Origin of the sequence: Pseudidiomarina aquimaris (genome assembly GCF_003987395.1) — a bacterium.
Taxonomy (GTDB): domain Bacteria; phylum Pseudomonadota; class Gammaproteobacteria; order Enterobacterales; family Alteromonadaceae; genus Pseudidiomarina; species Pseudidiomarina aquimaris.
Map to the genome: position 1 here is coordinate 38,736 of NZ_PIPT01000007.1, position 22,905 is coordinate 61,640.

16 protein-coding genes are annotated in these 22,905 nt (G+C 52.2%); 9 read left to right on the forward strand and 7 right to left on the reverse strand.

The features are described from left to right. Nucleotides 1-85: 85 nt before the first annotated feature. Nucleotides 86-2,962 carry a TonB-dependent receptor domain-containing protein gene (locus CWE21_RS09455; RefSeq protein ID WP_198675100.1) on the reverse strand — a complete coding sequence of 959 codons (2,877 nt, stop codon included), beginning with the start codon at nucleotides 2,960-2,962 and terminating at the stop codon, nucleotides 86-88. 465 nt (nucleotides 2,963-3,427) lie between these two features. Between CWE21_RS09455 and CWE21_RS09460 the strand changes: the two genes are divergently transcribed. Then, nucleotides 3,428-5,251 (forward strand): glycoside hydrolase family 3 protein, encoded by a 1,824-nt coding sequence (locus CWE21_RS09460; protein ID WP_126834201.1) that lies wholly within the window; start codon nucleotides 3,428-3,430, stop codon nucleotides 5,249-5,251. On the opposite strand, the gene CWE21_RS09465 is transcribed toward CWE21_RS09460, so the two are convergent. Together CWE21_RS09465 and CWE21_RS09470 are read right to left on the reverse strand one after the other, a co-directional pair. Further along, on the reverse strand, nucleotides 5,238-6,398 hold the full coding sequence (locus CWE21_RS09465; protein ID WP_126834202.1) for a M14 family zinc carboxypeptidase: 1,161 nt from the start codon (nucleotides 6,396-6,398) through the stop codon (nucleotides 5,238-5,240). The two genes, CWE21_RS09460 and CWE21_RS09465, sit on opposite strands and share 14 nt — an antisense overlap. An 8-nt stretch (nucleotides 6,399-6,406) precedes the next feature. After that, nucleotides 6,407-9,130, reverse strand: coding sequence for an FAD-binding and (Fe-S)-binding domain-containing protein (locus CWE21_RS09470; RefSeq protein WP_241970273.1), 2,724 nt, complete (start codon nucleotides 9,128-9,130; stop codon nucleotides 6,407-6,409). 119 nt (nucleotides 9,131-9,249) lie between these two features. Here CWE21_RS09470 and CWE21_RS09475 point away from each other — a divergent pair, with 119 nt between their 5' ends. Then, a complete protein-coding gene (locus CWE21_RS09475) occupies nucleotides 9,250-10,098 on the forward strand; it encodes a MurR/RpiR family transcriptional regulator (RefSeq protein ID WP_126834203.1) in 849 nt (282 codons plus the stop codon). Here CWE21_RS09475 and CWE21_RS09480 read toward each other — a convergent pair. The 4 genes from CWE21_RS09480 to CWE21_RS09495 form a co-directional block, all read right to left on the reverse strand. Further along, complete coding sequence (locus CWE21_RS09480; protein ID WP_126834204.1) at nucleotides 10,095-11,285, reverse strand: exo-beta-N-acetylmuramidase NamZ family protein; 1,191 nt, start codon at nucleotides 11,283-11,285, stop codon at nucleotides 10,095-10,097. The two genes, CWE21_RS09475 and CWE21_RS09480, sit on opposite strands and share 4 nt — an antisense overlap. Beyond that, entirely contained in the window at nucleotides 11,282-12,205 is a 924-nt protein-coding gene (gene murQ, locus CWE21_RS09485) for an N-acetylmuramic acid 6-phosphate etherase (RefSeq protein WP_126834205.1), read from the reverse strand. The genes CWE21_RS09480 and murQ overlap by 4 nt, the downstream gene beginning before the upstream one ends. A gap of 11 nt (nucleotides 12,206-12,216) precedes the next feature. Continuing rightward, nucleotides 12,217-13,806, reverse strand: coding sequence for a sodium:solute symporter (locus CWE21_RS09490; protein ID WP_126834206.1), 1,590 nt, complete (start codon nucleotides 13,804-13,806; stop codon nucleotides 12,217-12,219). Between the two features lie 139 nt (nucleotides 13,807-13,945). Further along, nucleotides 13,946-15,229, reverse strand: coding sequence for a hypothetical protein (locus tag CWE21_RS09495; RefSeq protein ID WP_126834207.1), 1,284 nt, complete (start codon nucleotides 15,227-15,229; stop codon nucleotides 13,946-13,948). 112 nt (nucleotides 15,230-15,341) lie between these two features. Between CWE21_RS09495 and CWE21_RS09500 the strand changes: the two genes are divergently transcribed. From CWE21_RS09500 to CWE21_RS09530, 7 genes are all read left to right on the forward strand, one after another. After that, complete coding sequence (locus CWE21_RS09500; RefSeq protein ID WP_126834208.1) at nucleotides 15,342-16,256, forward strand: glucosamine kinase nucleotide-binding domain-containing protein; 915 nt, start codon at nucleotides 15,342-15,344, stop codon at nucleotides 16,254-16,256. Beyond that, nucleotides 16,253-17,248: a glucosamine-6-phosphate deaminase NagB-II gene (gene nagB-II / locus CWE21_RS09505; protein WP_126834209.1), complete on the forward strand. Its 996-nt coding sequence runs from the start codon at nucleotides 16,253-16,255 to the stop codon at nucleotides 17,246-17,248. The genes CWE21_RS09500 and nagB-II overlap by 4 nt, the downstream gene beginning before the upstream one ends. Further along, a complete protein-coding gene (nagA, locus tag CWE21_RS09510; RefSeq protein ID WP_126834210.1) occupies nucleotides 17,248-18,372 on the forward strand; it encodes an N-acetylglucosamine-6-phosphate deacetylase in 1,125 nt (374 codons plus the stop codon). Before nagB-II ends, nagA begins: the two co-directional genes overlap by 1 nt. Nucleotides 18,373-18,374: 2 nt before the next feature. Further along, nucleotides 18,375-19,652: a sugar MFS transporter gene (locus CWE21_RS09515; protein WP_126834211.1), complete on the forward strand. Its 1,278-nt coding sequence runs from the start codon at nucleotides 18,375-18,377 to the stop codon at nucleotides 19,650-19,652. A 50-nt stretch (nucleotides 19,653-19,702) separates the two neighbouring features. Further along, entirely contained in the window at nucleotides 19,703-20,530 is an 828-nt protein-coding gene (locus tag CWE21_RS09520; protein ID WP_126834212.1) for a hypothetical protein, read from the forward strand. A 78-nt stretch (nucleotides 20,531-20,608) separates the two neighbouring features. Continuing rightward, a complete protein-coding gene (locus CWE21_RS09525) occupies nucleotides 20,609-21,751 on the forward strand; it encodes a GGDEF domain-containing protein (protein ID WP_241970278.1) in 1,143 nt (380 codons plus the stop codon). Between the two features lie 59 nt (nucleotides 21,752-21,810). Next, nucleotides 21,811-22,890 carry a beta propeller repeat protein gene (locus CWE21_RS09530; protein ID WP_126834214.1) on the forward strand — a complete coding sequence of 360 codons (1,080 nt, stop codon included), beginning with the start codon at nucleotides 21,811-21,813 and terminating at the stop codon, nucleotides 22,888-22,890. The last annotated feature ends 15 nt before the right edge of the window (nucleotides 22,891-22,905 follow it).

Sequence of the window (22,905 nt, forward strand, 5' to 3'; positions counted from 1 at the left end):
TGATTTATTGCGGCTAAAATAGCTGCGGCCAGCCGAAGCTGACCGCAGTCTTCTTTCCTACTTACTACAACTTAAGCTCTAACGCTTAGAAGTTGTAAGTCAACTGTAGGGTGTATGAACGACCACGCGGGTCGGCTACACGAGGGTCGAACGCTGCACCAGGCGAGTAGTCGTTCTGGTGTGCAGTGAACGGAGGATCGCGGTCAAACAAGTTCTTGATACCGAAGGTCACGTCCCAATCTTCCAACGCCATGTAACGCACGCTGTAGTTGTAGATCAGGTAGCTACCCACTTCACCGTCGTAGTACAACGGATCTGCTTCACCTGAACGTACTCCTGGTGGTGTCTCGTCGTCGTAGCTGTGACGATAAATTTGCGTCAAGCTGTGCGCGAAGTCACCTTTCGCGTAGTTAAAGGTCACGGTGTGCTTCCAACGCAGTGGAATGTTACCGCGTGAGTGTGTACCTACGAGGTTTTCGCCCCAAGGTGCGTTATCAAGTAGCTTCTTCTTATCTTCAATCAAGTAGCTACCGTTGAAGTTCACACTCCACAAGCCTTCGTTCAGCTCGCCATTGGCTTGCATACCCACTTCGATACCACTGGTTTGACGTTCACCGGCGTTAATGTAACGCGAGTCAATCGTCACCAAGTTGCCTTCGCTATCGCGAATGAAGTTATCTTCGAACAAGTCATAGTTCTCAAGAAGGTCACGGAAACCAGGGATCTGGATAGTGCCGTCGATGATGATTTCCCACCAGTCGATGTTCATTGAGAAGCTATCCGTTGGCGCATAAACCACACCAAAGCTTGATTGCTTAGACTCTTCTGGACCTAGGTCTTCTTTACCGCCAAATAAACGGGTTGGTTGAATTGGCGTATCACAATTTGGATCGCTTTGGTCAACTTCACCATTTGGACAGTCACGTGGATCGGCAAGATCCTGACCCGTGTACGGTTCTTCAGTTACACCGTTAAAGAGTTGGTTGAACGATGGCGTACGGAAACCAGTGCTGTACGCACCACGAACCAAGATTTCATCAGTCGGTGTCCAAGTGAAGCCTACTTTCGGGTTGGTGGTACCACCGAAACCGTCATAGTGGTCATAACGTGCCGCTAAGTTCACTTCGAAGTCTTGTACTACCGGTACTAATGCTTCTACGAATACAGCCTTAACAGTACGGTCCACATCGTCAAGCGCGTTAGCGTTGTCGAACGGAGCACCGTAAATGTCTGGGCGGTTTTCAGCGGCACGACGGTCGCCGTTGAACTCGTAACCTTCCTGACGGATATCAACACCACCAGCTACGAAGATGTTGTCGCCGCCAAGGCCTAAGTTAAAGCCTGAGTCACCGGTGATTGACGCATCAAACTGAGTCAATGTTGTTTTACCGCCGTACAGCATAACGCCTTCAGCTGACGCAGCAGCGAGAGCTGCCATACCTGCATCTGACTGTGTCTGACTTGGCAATAAGAATGGGTTGATTGCACCGCTACCAATGCCCTGCGCAAGCAGTTCAGTGTAGTGGTAACCACCGCCGAGCTCTGATTCAGATTCGTTGGTCGCATGACCTAAACCGACACGGTAATCCCAGAAGCCGATTTGACCTTCAACGCCCAACTGAATTTTCATTGCGGTCGTTGTGGTTTCGATTTCACGAGGACCACAATCCATACAACGCCAACGATAAGCAATCGGCGCACCAATGTTTAATTGGTCAGCACCGTAGTAATCGCTAAGCGCATCAACGATGTAGTCGTATGACTCACCGGTGCTTGGATACCAGCCTTGTGAACCGATTGACCAAGGCGTGATTTGGTTTGGTTCGAAGACTTTCTGTGAAGTCACTTCAGAGCCCATGATTTCAACAAAACCTTCGGCACTGTCGCCAAGGGTCATTGTTGCACGGCCAACGAAGTCAACGCTATCAACTGGTTGTTGCAGTGCAGCAGCGCGAGGATAGTCCCATGCACAGCTTACGCCTTCGTTACGCGCACGGTTCCAAAGTGCAGCGCCATCGTCATCCATGTTTGGATAGATGTCACAGCCTGGCATACCTGGTAACGCTAGAACGTTCAGTACATCGTTCGTTAGGCCCGTATTCGGGTTGATCAAACCAGTACCGATAAGGTTGTAGTTCGGACTTGTTGGATCATCACCACCTGGACGGTTGTTCAGTGACGCAAATGGCGTACCACGCGTATCTGGCGATAGGCCGCGCTCAGGCTGGAAAGTGCTAGTGAAATCACGGTCAACACCACGCAGAATTTCTGCCGTGCGGTAAGACAATGATGCCATCACGTTGTAACCATCTGAGTAAAGATCACCGGTACCCGCTAAGGCGTTAAAACGATAGATGTTACCGCCACCTGCTTCAGTGTGATCGGCAAAAGCACCTAGTTGTGCGCCTTGGAAATCTTTCTTCAAGATGAAGTTGATAACACCACCGATTGCATCAGTACCGTAGACCGCTGATGCACCGTCACGTAAAATTTCTACGCGCTCGATGGCTGAGAAAGGAATTGAGTTCAAGTCGACCGAACGACCTTTCAAACCGTGCGTCGCAGTACGACGACCGTTCAAAAGAACTAGGGTAGAACCGGCACCTTGCTGACGTAAGTTGGCGCTTGATGCACCGTTATTACCACGTTCTTCACCACTCACGATACCGGTGTTACTCGCCAAGTTATCGTTTGAGTTTGAAGCCACGTTCAACTGCAACATAAGTTGTTCAGCTGTGGTGATACCCTGGGCATCAATTTCTTCACGCGAAATAACGGTCAGTGGTAAGTCACCTTCCATTGCTGTGCGCTTAATACTCGAACCCGTTACCGAAATGCGTTCGACTTTTTCTGCTTCTTCGTTTTGCTGTGTGTTCTCTTCTTGATCGACATCTTGCGCATAAGCGAGGCCGCTCATACTTGTCGTCAATCCCAGCACGAGTGCTATTTTATTGAGTTTCACTTTGCAATCTCCGCTCGTTGTAAGAATCTGGTACGTATCGTCAGTACGTCTTCTTGTTATACCCCTCGCCGTCATCGACGAAGAATTACTACAACAGATGGTAGAACCATCAATATATTGAAAGTATCACATATTCTTATAATGTAAATAATAAATTATTCCAAGTAATTTTCTGTGCATTTTTTAGTCTTCGACTTGACCTCTCTGATGATACTAATGAATTTCTTCTTAAATTACCTTAACTTAAATAGTTAAAGCGAATTTGTTGCGGAATGTGACAGACATCAGTACACCGCTATGTAAAAAATTTATGCCTATAAAGTCTAACCAGCGCTCCGCTTATTACTCGCTGAAGAATAAGCACCCAACATTTCTATGGAATAATTTATTTTTTGTAAAAGCTCACGTACGATAGCTCTAGAATTTTACGTAACCTTTTTCCATCATCGAATAAAGAGTATAGCCATGATTCGTCGTTTTGCCTTACTACTTAGCCTGCTTGCTTTGGTGTCATGTAGCCCTTCCGAAACCAGCTCGCCGGAGCAGCAGCGCCTGCAATTGGGACAGAAGCTGATGCTCGATTTTCGTTACTTTTGTAGTGATGGAACGCCCAGCGACGAATGTAAAACGCCAGTTACTGAGTTGCCTGAAGAACTGGCTGAAGTATTGCGCAAGGGCAAAATTGGGGGGGTGATTCTGTTCGCTGACAATCTTCAAAATGGCGCGCAAATCGCAACGCTTATTGAAGACATGCAGACCGTGATGCGCGAAGCACAATTACCACCGCTCTTCATTGCCGTTGACCAAGAAGGCGGCCGCGTTGCGCGACTTCCTGCCGATATTTCGACGCGCTTTGGCGGCAATATGGCCTTGGGTGCGAGTTATGCCGCACATGGTACAGATTTGGCTGAGCAGGTTGCGGAAGGCATCGCTAACGAGTTGAGTATGCTTGGCTTCAACTTGAATTTCGCCCCCACTGTTGATGTGAACGTTAACCCTGAGAATCCGGTAATTAATGTGCGTAGCTACGGTGAAGACCCTGCGATTGTTGCCGAGCTTGGGCAAACCACGGTGGCGACGCTACAACAGCATGGCATTATGAGTGCACTTAAGCATTTTCCTGGCCATGGCGACACCCATGTCGACAGTCATACCGGCCTGCCGCGCGTCGAGCACGATCGCGCAACCATAGACGCCGTTGATTTAATGCCATTCCGTCGCATCATTCAAAGCGCGACGCCGCCAGCGATGGTGATGACGGCGCACATTCAGTACCCCGCCCTCGATGATACCAAGTTCACCGCCTCTAACGGTGAGCAAACCGTTGTGCCTGCGACCATGTCGCATAAGATCTTAACCGGCGTGTTGCGCGAAGAGCTTGGCTTTACCGGGGTTATCGTCACCGATGCACTGGATATGGCCGGTGTTGCCCATTATTACGCGCCACTTCAGGCCAGTATCGCCACCTTTAAAGCCGGCGCTGATATCGCCCTTATGCCTTATACCATTCGTACGCCGGGTGACATTGAAGGGTTTTGGCAGTACCTCGCCGGACTGGAAGAAGCCGTCGCACAAGGCGAAATTGACACTGACAAGCTCGCTGCATCAGCGCTGCGCATTCGTCAGCTAAAGGCGCAGTATCGACTCGACGTTCCGTCTCGCACGACGCTCGCCGAGCGCATTGAAGCGCTCGAACAGTTGCCACTTGCTGACAACCTGCAAACCGAACAAACCTTAGCTGACGCAGCAACAACGCTGGTTTATGACAACGGCGTGTTGCCGCTACAAGCTCAGCAATGGTATGCCGTCATGCCTGATACTCTGCGCTGCCAAGCGTTTACCAACGCATTAGCGCAACAACGACCGCAGGTCACGAGTGAGTGTTTGAGTTTGGCCGAGCTACCTGATGGACAACCTTGGTTAACATGGCCAGCGGACGCAGCAGTTGTCGTTGGTGATATCACACCACACCACAGCTTGGCTGAGATGGGGGGTATGGATGATATAGCCAGTTGGCGTGATCGCCCAAGCAAGGCTGATCAGCATGCGTGGCTTCAAGAGTTACTAACCTTCACCAAAGCCCGCGAACAAACAACGATTTTTGTGGCGTTGCGTACGCCCTATGTGATCACAGACTTCCGTGCGGTCGCTGACGCCGCCATCGCCACCTATGATTACAGTGCAGCGCAGCAAGCTTCGGGTCAAGTAACCAGCGCCAGCTTCAACGCATTGGTAGAAACCCTATTGACTGGCAACGCTGCAGGCAGCTTGCCCGTTACCGTTGACTAAGCTGTTCGCGCACATGCGCCAACAGCGAATTGGCAACAGCGCCTAATTGCGGGAGCTGTTGCCATTTTAAACCAGTACCTGACACCTCTTCGAGTCCCTGCTGCCCCGTACTATCACCTACGAATTCAAGCAAATAGCTTTGCTGGTGGTCAGGATCGCGGTTCAAGCAAACATCCACCTGATAGGGCGGATGCTCGCCATCGTCAATGGTGAGGTTACGAATTCTTATATCGACAAAGCCATCGCTCACGTTATCCGGAATTGCATAGTAATCGGCAAGGCTGTAGTCCTGATAAACACCGCTTAGCAACGCTGCTAAGCCCGCCTGTAAAGCCATAACATTGAGTCGGCGGGCGACTTGTCGACTTGGATCATCGCGGTGTTCGCCACTTTCAATAAGTATGGTACTGGCCCCCGTACCGGCAATGGCATCACCAAAGGAGCGCTGGGAGTATGTATCGTCGTAACGACCAATACCGTTTGGCAGCCAGTGCGACAAAACCTGTCGCATATGGGCGATAAGTTGCTTGGCCCGCAACCGTGCGCCATCCACATGTTTGTCCGGATGATAAGCCGGTGCTAGGAATGCTATGGTCGCGGGATCACCGCCCTCACCTGCCGCATAGTAAGGGTTTTGGTCGTGCAAATTAAATGCCACCGATGGTTTCAAGGTCTGCACCTGTTGCCATAACAACCGGCCTTCTGGGGTTTGCTGCGCCAGCGCATCACGATTCATATCGATGCCCTGCGCGGTCTCGCGCGTGCCGGCTGCAGCCCCATCAGGGTTGAGCATCGGAATCACATGTAAAGTGACCAGCTCCTGCCAATCCGCAGGAAGGTCTGTTGGCTGCTCATTAAGCAGTAATTGCAACCAGTCCAATACCGCTGCGGTCGCAGTCGACTCGTTGCCGTGCATTTGCGTCCACGCCAACACCACCATCGGACCCTGACCTAGTGACAGCCTTCGAATCGGCGTGCCCAAGTACGAGCTACCAATCACTGTATGCGCCAACTGCTCATTTGCTGCCAGAGCGTCGAGAGCGGGTTCGATATCATTATAGGTGAGCTGGCGTTTAGCTAAATGCGGCCAACGTTCGGTGTGCCAACGTGACTCGAGTTCAGTAAAAGTTTGATTCGGATGAGGCATAAAAATTCCTATGTCGATGCCGTTGAAGTGCTGAGCGCATCAAGCAAATAAGCGATATGGCGATACTGTACTTTGTTACTGCCCGCATGATGGCTCAAGCCGATCTCGCAGGTGCGGCTGTTACTTACCGCATGCTGACAGCCGGAGGGAACTTGTGCGGCTAATGGCGCTAATGCACTGGCATTCAGTTCTGGTTGGGTGAAGCCTTTGTCGCCAGCAAAACCACAACACTGGATCTGCTCGGGCTCAATCACTTGTTCACTGCAAAGGCGCGCGAGGGCACGCAAAGAGCTGCCCTGATCGAGGTGCCGGCTACTACAGGTGACATGCAGCAGCAGCGGCTCGTCAAGAGGCTTCAAGGTGAGCTTTTTGGCAACGTACTGCGCTAAATAAGTGGCCAGTTCATAGCTACGCAAGCCCTCAAGATCCTTGGCTTGCAATGCACATGGGCTGGCATCAAATAGCACTGGATACCGCCCTTGCTCGCTATCTTTCCAGAGCAGCTCGCGCAACTCGCGTTGTTTCGTCTGCGCTTCCTGCGGATAGCCTTTGCTTAGGTAGGGCTGCCCACAGCAGGCACCGTTGGTGGGTGCAACTATAAGCTGAATACCCGCGCGGGCGCACAGGCGCTCAACTACCTGCGGTAACGGCTCTTGGCCATCCGTGCCGAAGACGCGATTTGGGCACGTGGTGAAATAAATAGCCTTTTCTGAGCTCTCGACTGTTCGCGTCGCTTCCGGCGCCTTGGCGACGGGCGGGAATGTGGGGCGGCGCTGCTGTAATTTGCTCAGCGGGCGGCCTGCCGCGAGTGCAAAGCGAGCAATCCTCTCAGCGCCCGCTTGATGCCCCGCTAGCCATTTTGCGACCCGCGGATGTCGCGCTTGTTCGGCGCGTAGTTCTTTTATCCACGCACCGGTGTCGATACCAACCGGACAGGCCGTTGCACAAAGCCCAGTTGCTGCACAGGAATCAATACCTAAATGCTGAAAATCCTTCGCAATCTCTTGCTGCTCTGCTGGCGGGCGTTGACTCGCGCGCCGCATCAAAGCAATGCGTTGGCGTGGGCTCAAGGTGTAATGCAACGACGGACACTGTGGTTCACAGAAACCACATTCAATACAAGCGTCGACAGTTTCATTGACCGGAGGCATGGCTTTTAAGTCGCGTAAATGCGCCTGTGGGTCGTCGTTTAAGATCACCCCAGGATTCAAAATACCTCGCGGGTCGATCAACGCTTTAATACGTTGCATGACCGCTAAGCCAGCACCACCCCATTGTGCATAGAGATAGGGCGCCATATTACGCCCAGTGCCGTGTTCGGCTTTGAGCGTACCGGCAAAGCGTTCGGTAATAAGCGTACTCACCGCATCCATAAATGCGGCATAACGCTCAACTTCCTGCGCGCTCGCGAAGCTTTGGGTGAAGACAAAATGCACATTGCCATCGAGCGCATGACCGAAAATAATCGCTTCAGCATAGCCGTGTTGATCGAATAACTGTTGCAGCGCATTGACCGCTTCCGGCAAAGCTTCAAGCGGAACTGCAACGTCTTCAATAATGACCGTGGTACCACTCGCCCTGACAGCGCCAACTGCTGGGAATAGCCCTTTACGAATTTGCCACAGCGCCTGACTGGTCACCGGATCGCTGCGCATCGGACAAAGCGCTGTGAAGTCCGCCAGCAAATGTTCCAGTTCTTGTTGCGCCTGTTGCAGCGCTGCTTCGTCATCACGTCCGAGGTCGATAAGTAATGCCACCGCGCCAGGTGGCGGCGTCAATTCGGTCAATTTTGCTAACAATGGCTGTACCGATAACAACGAGCGATCATCCATCAACTCAACGGCTTCGACGCCAAGCTGCTTCAGTGCGGGAATCACCGCACAGGCCGCATGACTGTCGGGGAATAAATACAAGCCGGTGGCACTCGCCTTTGGCACGGCAACCGTTCGGTAAGTGATGTCAGCGATAAAACCTAGCGTACCCTCGGAGCCAATCAGCAAGTGGCACAGAATGTCGAGTGGATCGTGATAATCAAGTAACGCATTGAGGCCATAGCCCATGGTATTTTTCAGGCGGAACTGCGTGGCAATGGTGTGACTTAGCTCGTCGTCGTTACGTACCTGTTCGGCGAGTTCGGCTAGGCCCTGCAGTAATTCGCTGTGACTGGCACGAAAGGCTGCAACAGAGGTTTCATCCGTGGTGTCCACATAGGTGCCATCGGCTAAGACAAAACTAATCGCGGCTAGGGTGTGATAGCTATTATGCTTAACCCCGCAACACATGCCCGAGGCATTATTGGCGGCAATACCGCCCACTTGGCAGGTATTGATTGACGCCGGGTCTGGGCCTATTTTACGGCGGTAAGGGGCAAGCTTGTGATTGGCATGAGCGCCAATCACGCCCGGCTGCAGTTTGATTTTGTCGCCTTGTTCTAACACTTCTATTTGCTGCCAGTCGCGCGTGAGCATCACTAGCACCGAGTCACTGATCGCTTGCCCAGATAGACTGGTCCCTGCCGCGCGAAATGTGAGTGGCACCTGATGTTCGCTCGCTAACCGCACCAACGCTTGCAATTCGCTCACTGTCGCTACCTGCACAACAAGCTGCGGCACCTTGTGGTAAAAGCTTGCGTCGGTACTGAACGCCAAGCGCTGACTTAACGAAGTGATCATACGCGTCGACGGAAGAGTGTTCGCTAGTTGGCGTTGGAAGCTATCGAATGCTGTGCTCACAGGCGCTCCTGCATGAGTTTAAACTTGGGTTTTGCTATTCAGTCTAACTAGTTTATATTTGAATAAAAAATTCCGTTAGCTTTCGGATGCTAACGCTTGGACCCTAAAGGTGGGACACGATGTCCGCATTTGCAAAAATTAAAGCCGTACAAAATTCTCTTTCCGCCAGCGAAGCTAAATTGGCGGCCTTTACCTTGGAATCGCCGAGCGCCCTGCGCGATTTATCCTCGCAACAACTCGCAAGCACCGTTGGCGTGAGCCAGTCGAGTGTAGTGAAGTTCGCCCAAAAGCTCGGCTATCGTGGCTATCCAGCGTTCAAATTATCGGTCATTGACGCGCTAAACAAAAAGGCCCACCAAAGCGCCCGATTGCACGGCGAAATTACGCTAGAAGACGATTTTAATGAGATGGCCGATAAACTCCTTGCCGGCAAAATCAACGTCTTAAGTGAAACCCGTAACCTCAATGAAAAAGCCGCTTTTGCGCAAGCCGTGCGAAAGTTACTCGATGCGCAGCGTATTCTCATTTCTGGCATTGGCGGCTCAGCTTTAGTTGCCAAAGACCTATCTTACAAGCTACAGAAACTCGGCCTGCACGCTATCGCCGACTCCGATAGCCATATTCAGTTAGCCAATGCCGCGACCTTTAATGTCGGTGACGTCGTGGTTGCCATCAGCGAATCGGGTAGCACCCATGAAGTCACGCGCGTGGTCAAAGAAGCGCGTCGTCACGGTAGTAGCGTAATTAGCATTACCCGCTATGGCAAAACGCCGATAACTCAACTTGCCGACGTCAGTTTGTATTCGGTCGCTGAGAGCGAGCCGACACGTTTATCTTCAATTCATGCGCGTACGGCCCAGAACTTAGTCATCGACTTGTTGTTCATTGCGCTGATCCAAGCTTCTGAACTCGGTCGCGATACCCTCTCACGCACCAACCAAGCTTTTGCGCGATTGCGCAAAGGCTAATCGTTATCTGGATATAGCAAATACGGCTGACGTTGCTGCTTAAATTGCGCTAAATCAGCCTGCCAACTGGCACGAATTTCAGCCTCACTCTCCCCGGCAATAATCGCCTTGCGCAGCTTGTCGGTGCCGCTCAGCTTATCCATAAAATCGGGCGAGGTGAAAAAGTCATCAGCTTGCCCTGCCGCTTTAAACGCTTGGTAGGCCTGAAGTAACGGCTTGAGATCGAAGCCTTGTATTTGACTGTTGCGAAGGTCTCGGCCTTGTAGCGATTCGCCTTCTAACTTAGGATTAGGCGCGCTGTTCGGCATGCTACGCGGACTGAACTGAAAGTCGCCCAACGCCACTTGATGATGCCCTAGCACTTGGAACGGAAAGTCCGTGCCGCGGCCAATACTTACTGCGGTAGGCTCAAACAAACAGAGCGACGGATACAGCTGGATAGCCTGGGCATTCGGCAAATTAGGGCTTGGTGCAACAGGCAAGTCATACGCCATGTCGCGGCGATAATTGGTGACTGGGACCACCGTGAGGTCGAGTGCTGGTGCCTCGTTGATCCAGCCTTCGCCTTTAATCATTTGTGCCAGTTCGCCGACGGTCATGCCGTGTAACAAAGGTATCTCGTGCATACCGACAAAGGACTGAAACTGTTTTTCGAGCACCGGCCCATCAACAAAAGCACCGTTTGGATTCGGACGATCCAGTACCAACATCTCGATACCTTGTTCAGCCGCCGCTTCCATCACGTAATGCATGGTGCTGATGTAGGTGTAAAAACGTGCACCGACGTCTTGGATATCAAAAACGATGGTATCGATGTCCGCTAACATCTCGGCGGTCGGCTTTTTGGTTTTGCCGTAAATCGACAAGATCGGTAGGCCGGTACTGGGGTCAATGGCGTCATCAATGGTTTCTCCGGCGCCAGCATCGCCTCGGAAGCCGTGCTCGGGGGCCAGCACTTTGGTGACATGGATATTTTGCGCGAGTAAATAATCCACCAAATGCTGGTCGTGGGCGCGCGAAGTTTGATTCACCACCAGTGCGACATTCTTGTCAGCCAGCTGAGGCAAATAGCGCTCGGCTTGTTCAGCGCCTACCGTAAGCTGGGTATTTGGAGCCGACTGTTGAGACTGATCGGCACAAGCTGTGAGCGCCAGTGCAGCAACTAGGAGGGTCAACCAGCGTTTCATTGTTGCGACTCCACGGCGCGGCGCAAAAAGCCATGCTTTTCTTGTAGTAAGTTTTCAGCTTGTTCTGCTGGCAAACCAGTAAGAATCATTAAAATTGCTAACTTTGCACGATTATCGGCGCTTTTGAGTGCATTTTCGGCGACGTTGCGCTCGCATGAGGTGGCTTGCATAACAATTCTAATGGCCCGCGCACGCAGTTTTTCATTACTAGCATTCACATCAACCATCAGGTTTTCGTAGGTTTTGCCTAAGCGAATCATGCTTGCGGTGCTCAGCATATTTAGCACCAGTTTTTGTGCGGTACCTGATTTCATCCGCGTTGAACCCGTTAAGGCCTCAGGCCCCACCACCGCGCAAATACCTATTTTAGCGGTGGTCATTAACGGCGAATTCGGATTACAGGTAATTGACGCAGTAGCGCAGCCGATGCTGTTCGCATACTCAAGTGCGGCCACAACATAAGGGGTGCGACCACTAGCCGAGAGCCCGACGAGTACATCATTGGCGCTTAAGTTCACAGCTTTTACATCGTTAACACCCGCTTCGCGATCATCCTCAGCACCCTCTACGGCGAATTGAATCGCATGCTCACCGCCGGCGATAATCCCCTGCACCAAGTCATCAGGAACACTAAAGGTCGGCCGACATTCAACCGCATCAAGAATCCCTAAACGACCACTGGTACCAGCGCCGATGTAGAATAGTCGCCCGCCACTTTGCAACTTGTCGACGATGGCATCGACCGCTTGTGCGATTTGCGGGATCTGACTTGCAACGGCTGGGGCAACTTGAGCGTCTTCGTGATTAATCTTTCGGAGAATCGCCTCGCTCGACAATAAATCAATGTCGAGCGTGTCGGGATTACGCCCCTCCGAAACAATACTGTTAAGTTGTGCCAACAGGTCTTCAGTTTTATTCATATCTTCCATGGTTATGCTTCACTTACTTTGCGCTGATTTGTTGGTGCCGTATTCGATTGACTACCGGCCAAACAAATCAGCGTTGAAATTGCAGTACCGATCATCAATTGCCAGGTGAAACCAATATCGGTCACCCAGTCTGCCGGTAATAATAGTTGCTGCGTATACGGCTGCATCACTAATGGGACAAAGAAGCCAACAACGAGTGCGGTGGTTACCGAGCGACTACTGCCTCGTTTGCTAAACAGCGTGACAAAATAGACGCCAAGCAGACCGCTGTATGAGAACACCATCACGCTCAAGGCAAACTGCAGTAACGGGGTTTCGGTATATTGCTGCCAGTAATAACATAGGCACGCCATCAGTCCGAGCGCAGCAGCGACCACCGCCATCCCCACGCGGCCCGCCTTCACATAGTGCTCGTCACTATACTGTTTACCTTTGCGTTGCTGCCACGGCCGGTAGATATCTTGAATCACCACACTCGACATAGAATTGAGACCTGAGTTAAGCGTCGACAATGCCGCGGCGATAATACCGATGGTCACCAAGCCACGCACGCCCGCAGGGATTTCGGTCAATACGTAGTACATAAAAATAGTGACCGCTTCACCCGCAAAGGTCGGTACTGGACCGTCGGCTTGACCGCTCGCCATAATATCGGGGCGCTGGTAATAGATGAACAACAGTAAACCGATGATAATAAACAGCAGCATCACCGGAATCACCATTACCACCGACATCAAGATAGCCTTGCTACCCTCTTTAGCATCTTTACAGGTTAGCACCCGTTGGGTCATATCTTGGTCGAGGCCGAAAGCTGCAATGTTCAACAAAACAAAGCCGGTCAATACCGACCAAATATTGAATACCCCAGAGCTACTGAAATCCACGTTGGTATCAATCAAGGTCAGTTTCGACGGCTCGCCTGGCGCTGGATTTTGCAAAGCGCTCACCAGCTCACCGAAGCTTACTGGGATGGCATTGTAAAGCACGATTATTACAGCTATTGCAGCGCTTACGTATACCACAGCTTGCAACACATCCGAGTAAATAACCGTACGAATCCCGCCATACACGGTGTAAACGAGACCAATGAAGGTGAGTAACAAAGTAGCGGTGATGACGCTATCGGCATCAATATTGCCGAACAAGATCATGGCCACCGCAATAGCCGCCATATACAGGCGCGCGCCGCTGGCAAATACCCGACCAAACAAATACATCAGCCCGGCTTCGCGTTTGGCTCGCTCACCAAAGCGTTGCTCAAGTAACTCGTAGACCGTGTAAACGCGCTGCTCGTAGAACTTAGGAATGAGAAATAGTGCGACAAACCCGACCGCAATAAACGCACCAATATTGGTCGCCAAATAGGTGAGATCGCCGCGGTAGCCCTGATCAGGACCACCGAGGAACGTCGCCGCCGATTGCGAAGTGGCGAGCACCGAAATCGCCACCACCCACATCGACATTTTGTTACCGCCAAGAAAGTAGTCTTGTGTCGAACTACTCTTACGATTAAACAACCAGCCACTACCCAGCAGCACTAAACCGTAAGCCACAAAGACCAGAATATCGGCAAAGGAATATTGACCTAGCATCGTCCGTCGCTTCTTTGAGTCATCATACGCCTAAAATAAATTATTCCACTACGAATGTATATACGGAATATAAATTTGGAATAAAAAGAGAGGGCTGCCCTCTCTTTTTACGCTGGTGTGGGTTGCGGGCGCACATGGGTTAGGGGCGTTCGCTTATGAGTTGTTGGACGGTGCGGCGTAGCAGAGTCTCGAGTTTGGCACCGGCGTGGCCGACGTTGGCTTCGGTGTTTTCCGGTACGCTGGCTTGTGCGGCAACGGTGAACTCGCGGGTACCGTCAGCCAATGGTAGACAGATGTGGGCTAACGCTACGACTTCACTGGTGCCGCGGGTTTCACTTGGGCCTGCGCCAAGTTTATGGAAAATACGCCAATTGCCGTTAGTGGCGGTGTCGAGTGTCTCTTGCACGCTGAGGTCAGCCAGCTCTGGGTATTCAGCCTGCAACGCTTGCGCGACGGCGCGGTGCGGGGTTAGGCTTGCGCCCGCCATCATGCCCCCAGCATCTGCGCTATTCTCGCTGTGCCCAGGACCATAAAAGAGCATCATCACCGCGTCATCACTCAGTCCAGGCATACGCGTTGAAGGGACGCGTTTATGGGTCGCCAAACGCTTCAGAAACTCGGCGGAAGCGAGGGTCGTCATCGGTTTATTGCCAGTCAGGCCACACTCTTCACAGCGGTAGCTGAGTGCGCCCGGATCGCTATCGCGAGCAACAATTTGTGCACTGACGGAGCGCGAGGCCGTGCGCCAATAGGTATCACTCGGAGCAAACGCAGAAGGTCCATAAGCACCGCGAAATTTCACTTCCGACTGGCCGATGTTGAGCCAGGCGTCATGAAATAATGCGGTCAAATAATCGCGCCCGGCGACATTGGCAAAATAATAGGCAATCGCGTTCGAGTTGCCGTCAGCAGCGCCAGAAGCCTCGTAGCTATGCACGCTGGTAATGAGATCGGCTAGCTTGACCTCACCCACGACTGTATCAGGCTGAGCGAAATTGTCGCTAAACAAAGACATCGCACCGGCATAGGCCATAATTTTTGAGGAGCTCCAAGGCTCATAGAGATCATCGTGGGTTTCGTCGTTTGCGAGGTAGCGAAAGGCAAGCTCATCACCTTTTTGGGCATAATCAATCACCAACACCTTGCCGGCATCGTCACTGAAGTCAAAGTGCTCCCAATTATGCGCACTGCGCTCGACCCAGCCACGCTCACGCCCTACTTCACTAACAGTGGCATAGCGCGCGTCGGTTGCACTGATATTAGGTGCGCAGGCCTGCCAACGCTGCTCAGCATTTGCCGGCTTCAATGGTGCTGCCCCCATAACCTGTTCGTAATAAGCAAGCCCCGTCGGCTCTTCGGCTGTGCAAGCAATGAGTGGCAGCAAAGCGCAGCAGCTTAAAACGTATTTTGTTGTTTTTTTCATCGTTTGATTCCTTATTATTCCCAGATTAAGAATAAAGTATTACAAAACAGGTGGCAAAGTATGGCAGTATGTCTGCTATAACAAAACACGAACACTTAAAGAAAGATAGTTTATGTCGCAGAAGAAATCGTCAGAGCCTACACCGCTGTATTTTGTCGGAATCGACGGCGGCGGCACCAAGTGTCGCGCCGAGCTCTATGACACAACAGGAAACCTGCTGGGTGCCGGTGTGGCGGGTGCTGCTAATATTGCGCGCAACGGCGACGTCGCAAGGCAATCAATTCTTGATTCAGTCAAGGCTGCTATCGAACACGCCAACCTGCCACCGGAAACACTGGCAAGTACGCTCGCTTGTGGCGGTTTCGCCGGGGCAAACTTGCCGTCAGCCAGTAATGCGCTGAAACAATGGCAGCATCCATTTCATAGCTTTTATTTCACCTCTGACCTACACACCGCCCTCTACGGCGCCCACGACGGAGCGAACGGTGCAGTTCTCGTTATAGGTACGGGCTCTTGCGCCGCGGCACTGAAAGATGGCGAGCTGACACAGTTTGGCGGTCACGGCTTTCTACTTGGCGACAAAGGTAGTGGTGCATGGCTCGGCAAGCAGGCTGTAGTGCACACCCTCGAGGCTATCGACGCTATCCAACCCAAAGGGCAACTGGCCGAGGCCGTTTGCGACCACTATCAAGCGCATAGCGCAACCGCTCTGGTCGACAAACTGAACCAAGCGAATCCTGGCGTGTTTGGTGAACTTTGCCCGATCATTCTCGAGTTAGCCCATCATGCGGAGCCCACTGCGCAAGCGCTCGTAAAAGAGGGCTGTGAGTACCTTAGCGCAATCGCGCGCAAGGCAATACAACAGAGCAACGGCGCGCTCGTGCTGGCAGGTGGTGTCGCGCATGCCCTGCAACCGCTGCTCGATAGCGACGTTCAAGCAAAACTCACCAGTAGCACCCACGGGCCGGAATGGGGTGCCATCATGCTTTACCAGCATGGCGCATTTAACCAAGGAGCAAATGCATGACTGAGAGTCGTATGCAGATTGAGGCGCAAGCCACGCCTGCTATCATCCGTGCACAACTTGCCGCAAACGCACCGATTTGTGAACAACTTGGCGCTGAGTTGCGCCAACAGCCACCGACCGGGATCATGATGATCGGCCGCGGTACTTCTGACCATGCCGGGGTGTTTGCCAAATACCTCTTTGAAGTCGAAGCTCATACGCCGGTGTTTGCCGCCGCACCTTCGGTTGCGGGTGTTTACGATAGCCAGTTGCAACTTAACGGCTATCTGGCGATTTGCATCTCGCAGTCGGGACAAAGCCCCGACATCGTTGAGCAAGCGAAGCGCGCGAAAGCTGGTGGCGCACGTCTTGTTGCGATTGTGAATGTCACCGACTCGCCGTTAGCGCAACTCGCCGATACCGTGCTCCCCCTGCACGCCGGCCCTGAGCTGGCCGTGGCCGCAACAAAAAGTTACCTCGCCAGCCTGAGTGCGCTAAGCCAAATTTGCGCCTCTTGGCAGCAAGACCAAGCGCTAAAAGACGCGCTCAACGCACTGCCAGAGCAGCTCGAACAAACCCAACGTGCACCGGCTTGTCTTCACGCAGAGCAATTACAGGACTTGCGCCATTGCGTGGTGCTCGGTCGCGGCTTCGGTTATGCCATCGCGCGTGAAATTGCGCTCAAACTCAAAGAAGTGCTCGGCATTCACGCCGAAGCTTTCAGTAGCGCTGAATTTTTGCACGGCCCAGTAACACTGGTCGAGCGCCATCTCACAGTTTTCAACGTGCATATTCATGATGAAGGCAGTGACATGCACCGACGCCAGTTAGCCGATATCAAAAAACGCGGCGCACACCTGGTGCAAATGCCTGCCACCGAGACACTTCACCCGCGCCTGCAACCGCTTGCGGTAATGCAGCGCTTTTATCTTGATATTGAACACGCCGCGCGGCAGCTCGGACTGAATCCCGATGCACCGCCTGGCCTGAAAAAAGTAACGGAAACACACTAATGTTTGTTTGCGACTACGTACTTACGCCGCAGGGCTGGCTACACAATCAGCAAGTCATCCTCGAACACGGCCGCGTGAAAGCGATTCACGATGCGCCCGCACAGCACGACTTGCCGGTCTATCACGGCCGACTGGTGCCCGGTTTTATCGACGTGCAAGTCAATGGCGGCGGTGGTGTGCTGTTTAACCAAGAACGTACACCGAAAGCGCTGCAACAAATCATGGCCGCGCACCTGAAGTACGGCACGATCGGCATGATGCCTACGTTGATTACCGATAGTGTTGAGGCCATGCTCGACGCCGCCCAAGCGGTGAAAGATGCCAAGCAACAAGGCATCCCCGGTATTTTGGGTGTGCATTTCGAAGGCCCTTGGCTGAGCGTTAAGCGCAAAGGCGTGCACAGTGAAAAGTATATTCGTGAACCTAGCGACGCCGAACTCGCGCTGCTGACCGACCCTGAACTCGGGCTGGTCATGGTCACCTTGGCCCCAGAAACCGCCTCAACGCAGGTCATCAAAAAGCTGAGTGACGCAGGGATCAAAGTCTTCTTGGGTCACTCGGATGCCAACGCAGAGCAAGTTAACGAAGCGCTCGATGCCGGTGCTATTGGTTTCACGCACCTCTTTAATGCGATGTCGCAGTTGCACTCTCGAGCGCCAGGCATGGTCGGTGTGTGTCTTGCTCGCGACGCCTATGCCGGCCTCATTGTTGATGGCTACCATGTCGACCCGCAGGCGTGCCAAATTGCCTTTCGTGCAAAAGGCAAACAGCAGATGATGCTGGTCACCGATGCCATGGCTTTGGCCGCAACCGAGGCAACCGAAGTGCCATTTTTTGACACTAAGATCCTCCGCGACGGCGACAAGCTAACAACGCCAGACGGTACCCTTGCGGGCTCCTGCTTAACCATGCTGGACGCCGTTAAAAATACCGTCAACATGTGCGGCGTACCCCTCGCCGATGCTGTCGAAATGGCAGCGACGACCCCCGCAAAAATGCTTGGCCTCGAACATGAGTTCGGTTGTATCGCCGCCGGTCATGTCGCCAATTTCATGTTATTAGATGAACATTTAAACATTGCGCAGCTCTGGCTGCACGGTGAACCTACGCAACAGGAAGGGTAACCATGGCCACTTTTATTCCGATGCTCGTCATTGGCTTATTATTCTTTATTTTCGGTTTTGTGACCTGGCTTAACGGCGCTTTGATACCGTTTTTACAGATCATTTCTGACTTGAACGAGTTTCAGGCCTTGCTCATCGCCTTCTGTTTTTATATCGCCTACGTTGTCATGGCATTGCCGATGTCGTGGGTGCTTGACCGTACTGGCTACAAAAACGGTATGGTCGTTGGCTTAGCGCTCATTGGTTGCGGACTTTTGCTCTTCGTACCTGCCGCGCAAACCCATTACTTCAGTATCTTTCTGCTGGCCCAGTTTGTTGTCGGTTCGGGTCTAACGATTTTACAAACCGCGTCGAACCCCTACATTGTGCGTATCGGTCCTCACGAATCCGCCGCCGCCCGTATCGCCATTATGGGGATTCTAAATAAGATAGCTGGCGTGATTGCGCCGGTCTTCTTTACTTGGCTAGTGCTGGCCGACTTTCCGAATGTCACCGCCGCCAGCATTGCCGAGCTCAGCGCCAGCGAGCGCGCTGACCAAGTCGCGGCAATGGCCGCGAAGATCATTCCACCTTATGTTGGCATGGCCGTCGCCATGTTTGTGCTCGCAGTCGCGTTTTTCATGGTGCGCCTGCCGAAAATAAAAGAGGAAGCGCCTTCGGGTGCTGCGGTACACGAGTCGGTTTTAAAATACCCACAGCTCGTACTCGGCGCGATCGCGCTGTTTTTCTACGTAGGTGTAGAAGTCATTGCCGGCGACACCATTGGAATGTATGGCTCGAAGTTAGGTCTGGCCAATTATTCCAGCCTGACCTCTTACGTAATGGCAGCCATGGTCGTCGGTTATGTGCTTGGCTTGATTCTAATTCCGCGCTGGCTCAGCCAACAGGGTGCCCTAACCGGCTCAGCGCTGCTTGGCTTAATTTTCACTGGCCTGTTGTTGATTAGCTCCGACGCCAGCACCACCATTGCCAGCGTATTGTGGGGCTGGAGCGGCGTACCGTTAGTGCCCGATTCTGTAGCTTTCTTAGCGCTTCTCGGCTTTGCCAATGCCATGGTGTGGCCAGCGATTTGGCCACTGGCGTTGGCTGACCTAGGCAAGTTCACCGCGCGTGGCTCAGCGATTTTGATCATGGGGATCGCCGGTGGCGCAATTTTACCGCTGGTCTATGGCGCCATGGCTGAAGGGCTAGGCAACAAAGGCGCGTACAGTTTATTGCTCGTTGGCTACCTTATAATCGGCTGGTACGGCATCAAAGGTCACAAAAAGCGCAGCTGGTAACAACTTTTTACTGGGTGCTCCCGTCTTTCTTAAAAAACGGAGCACCCACCATGAATTTTCGCGTATTTCTAATCGTTTGCCTGAGTAGTCTACCCATTACGGTCGCCGCGCAGTCACCCGCATTTACCCTGCAAGGCAACACCATCCACGATTACCAACCGAGTTTAGAGCAGGCTAGCAAGCAACTTGCTCAACTACTCGCAATCGAGCCAAGTGAAATCCCCCACTTACAGATTGTGCTCAATAAGACCGCGACCGAGAATCAAAACTACCAACAAAATGCCCCAAGCGAGCCGCTCCTGATCTTGTCGGAAGATTTGCTCGAAAAGAAACAACGGGCAAACGAAACCATGGCCTCGGTAGTCGCTCATGAAGCATGCCATTTGTGGCTTATCGAACTCGCTAAGCAGCGCGGACTTGAACAAGTCAAACAAGGCTACCTGCCCAGCTATGGCCACAGTCAGTTCAATGATTGGTTTGACGAAATGGTTGCCGTAGCATGCGAGCAAGGCGCCCTCGCCGAGCAACGTCGGCAAGCCGACTTCAGCTTTATTCCTCTGGCCACTTACCTGACCCAAATGCATCCCGTGTACGAGCGCATGCAGGCGCAAATTGCAGCGGCTGTTGCAGCCCAGAAGGCGAAAAAGAGTGGCGGCCAGAGCGTCGTCAAGTTAACCGTTGAAGATGAGAACTTTGCCGACTTTTATCGCCAGTCCGCCTATTTCGCCGAGTTTCTAATGCGTCAACCAGAACAAATTTCAATTGATAAATGGTTACACGTGGCGCAAGAAAAAGATCCCGAAATTATCGCGTCAAAATTGGGCTTCGAAAATCTAGCTAAATTTGAGCAGGCGTTTTATCAATTTATTCCGTGGTAAGCTTTGTTAAATCGGGCCTTTCGGGCTATCCTTTCTCCATTATAAGAAGTAGAAAAAAGAGCCCGTGCGCCCGTGGAAATGCATCTGCCAACCCTGATCATTACAACCATTACCCTCAACGTCTTGTTGGCTGGGGTGATGTTTATTATTTATCAGGTCCGACGTTCGCAAAAAAGTTTTCTTACTTGGGCACTCGCTTGTGCGGTTTTTGCTGTTGCAGTTATGCTCACCAGCATGCGCGCAATTGTTGATGACCAGCCTTGGTTAACTGTCTTTATGGCTGACCTTTGCATCATTTTTGCGCCATTACTGGCACTGCATGGACTCCGACAATACCAAGTGCAAGGCCCAGTATCGTTGAAGCTGGTCGCACTGGTTATGAGTTACAGCGCCTTGCCGCTGGTCTATCTCTATACCTCACCGCTGCATGCTCAGACTTTAACCGCAGTTATCACCGCTGCAATTTACCTCTTTGCTGCGGCCTATATGCTAACGATTAAGCAAGCGCCGGCACTTTCACGCAATGTCTTGTTTTTACTGTTTTTGCTGCATGGGGCGTTAATGCTCGGTATGGCAGGCATGCTGTTTCAGAATCTCGGCGCCAAACAGTTAATTACCGTTGAGCCGATTTTAAAATTGATCCTCATTACTCACCTATTACTCACCACCGGTACCGTCACGCTGTTTCCGGTGTTTGCATTCGCTATGAGTGAGCGTCGATTACTTGAAATCGTCAACTTCGATGAACTTACCCAGCTTTATAATCGCCGTGCGTTCTTCGAACGCGGCAGTATGTTGCTGGCCAAAAACCGCGTACTGCGCAGACCTTTCTGTGTACTCATGCTCGACTTAGATCATTTTAAGGAAATTAATGACCGTTTCGGTCATGCCGCAGGTGATGCTTGCTTACGAGAAGTGGCCCGCATTATTCACGAAAGTGTGCGCGATAATGACGTTGCCGCGCGTATCGGCGGCGAAGAGTTTGCGTTGGCGTTAAGCGATGTCGATCGGAACCAGGCCGAACTCCTCAGCTACCGACTCTGCCAACGAATTGCGCAGCAGGTGTTTGAGCACAATGACGAAAAAATAGAATTAACCGTCAGTATTGGCGGTATCTTCAGTATCTCCAGCCGTCGCGAACTCAGCGACTTGCTCAATGCCGCCGACTCGGCACTTTACGAAGCGAAGGCCGGCGGCCGCAACCAATTCAAATTCGCTTAAACTCTAAACGGTCACAATTCCAGCCGATCGTGCATCTTGGTTAAAAAAGGAGCACGATCATGAAACACCTATGGAAAGCAGTTCTTTTCACAACGTTTGGTTTAACTGCTTGTGGCGGAGGCGGCAGCAGCACGCCACCTGATTCAGGAAACCCACCACCTCCGCCGGCAGGTTCCGCACTTCAAACCGAACTAAGCGGTACGCAAACGGTTGAGCTGCTGCAGCTTGATGGCGCTGCGCAGCTTGCGGCAACAACCAATGGCCTTTTATGGCGCGCCAACTCGCAAGCGACGTGGCAAACACGATCGCCAATAACCGATCCCGTCACCGCACTCGCCATTATTGAGCAAGGCCATTATTTACTTGCGTTCGCCGGAAATGATAGCAGCCCAGCACGGCTCTTCAAAACCATTGATGCAGGGCTGACATGGCAAGCGGTGAACCATAACTTTGGTGGCAACCAAGCCACGCCGATAAGAGGTCTTCAGTACGACGCGCTCTCCGACCAAATCTATGCAATAGGTACAGACGCATTGGCAGTAGCCGATCGTAACGCTGAGAATTGGACACTTTTAGCTGGGCAGTGGGACACCTTTGGTACTGGGCTAAGCCTTTTACGCATCGACAGCATCGCTAACGTTATTTGGTACGGCGGACAAGGTGCCATTGAGAACGGCTTTCTCATACGTTATGACCGCGCCACAAGGGAGATACAACGCTGGGATGATTTATTGCCCAATCCTTCGGTCTTCAAAGGGGGTCTCGTCCACCCCACCGATCAGGGTTTGATGTTGTTCAGTGGTGAAGGTGGCATCGTTCGTAGCGACGATTATGGCGCTGAATGGACGCAGCCGCTTGGCGATGTAAATCACCGCTTCTATTTCGATATTGTGCTTGCGGAATCAGGTATACTTTATAGCGCTCGTTACGATAAAGGCTCACCGACACAAGAGCTGGTTGTCGAATGCAGCACCGACAACGGTATCACTTGGCATACCAACGACTTTAGTGACGAAACCAGCCATGGCGGCGTGAAAAGTCTGCTGCTCGTTGAAGATTCAAGTACAACCCGGCTCTATCTCGGCCTTTGGGATAATGGCATCAAGTCGGTCGACATAAGTGATTTGCAGTGTAGCTAAAATAAAGTAGTCTAA

Bases quoted from the DNA above. Each gene is read 5' to 3' on its own strand.
- CWE21_RS09460 (WP_126834201.1), top strand. From the start codon at position 3,428: ATGATTCGTCGTTTTGCCTTACTACTTAGCCTGCTTGCTTTGGTGTCA.
- CWE21_RS09465 (WP_126834202.1), bottom strand. From the start codon at position 6,398: ATGCCTCATCCGAATCAAACTTTTACTGAACTCGAGTCACGTTGGCAC.
- CWE21_RS09475 (WP_126834203.1), top strand. From the start codon at position 9,250: ATGTCCGCATTTGCAAAAATTAAAGCCGTACAAAATTCTCTTTCCGCC.
- CWE21_RS09480 (WP_126834204.1), bottom strand. From the start codon at position 11,285: ATGAAACGCTGGTTGACCCTCCTAGTTGCTGCACTGGCGCTCACAGCT.
- murQ (WP_126834205.1), bottom strand. From the start codon at position 12,205: ATGAATAAAACTGAAGACCTGTTGGCACAACTTAACAGTATTGTTTCG.
- CWE21_RS09490 (WP_126834206.1), bottom strand. From the start codon at position 13,806: ATGCTAGGTCAATATTCCTTTGCCGATATTCTGGTCTTTGTGGCTTAC.
- CWE21_RS09495 (WP_126834207.1), bottom strand. From the start codon at position 15,229: ATGAAAAAAACAACAAAATACGTTTTAAGCTGCTGCGCTTTGCTGCCA.
- CWE21_RS09500 (WP_126834208.1), top strand. From the start codon at position 15,342: ATGTCGCAGAAGAAATCGTCAGAGCCTACACCGCTGTATTTTGTCGGA.
- nagB-II (WP_126834209.1), top strand. From the start codon at position 16,253: ATGACTGAGAGTCGTATGCAGATTGAGGCGCAAGCCACGCCTGCTATC.
- nagA (WP_126834210.1), top strand. From the start codon at position 17,248: ATGTTTGTTTGCGACTACGTACTTACGCCGCAGGGCTGGCTACACAAT.
- CWE21_RS09515 (WP_126834211.1), top strand. From the start codon at position 18,375: ATGGCCACTTTTATTCCGATGCTCGTCATTGGCTTATTATTCTTTATT.
- CWE21_RS09520 (WP_126834212.1), top strand. From the start codon at position 19,703: ATGAATTTTCGCGTATTTCTAATCGTTTGCCTGAGTAGTCTACCCATT.
- CWE21_RS09525 (WP_241970278.1), top strand. From the start codon at position 20,609: ATGCATCTGCCAACCCTGATCATTACAACCATTACCCTCAACGTCTTG.
- CWE21_RS09530 (WP_126834214.1), top strand. From the start codon at position 21,811: ATGAAACACCTATGGAAAGCAGTTCTTTTCACAACGTTTGGTTTAACT.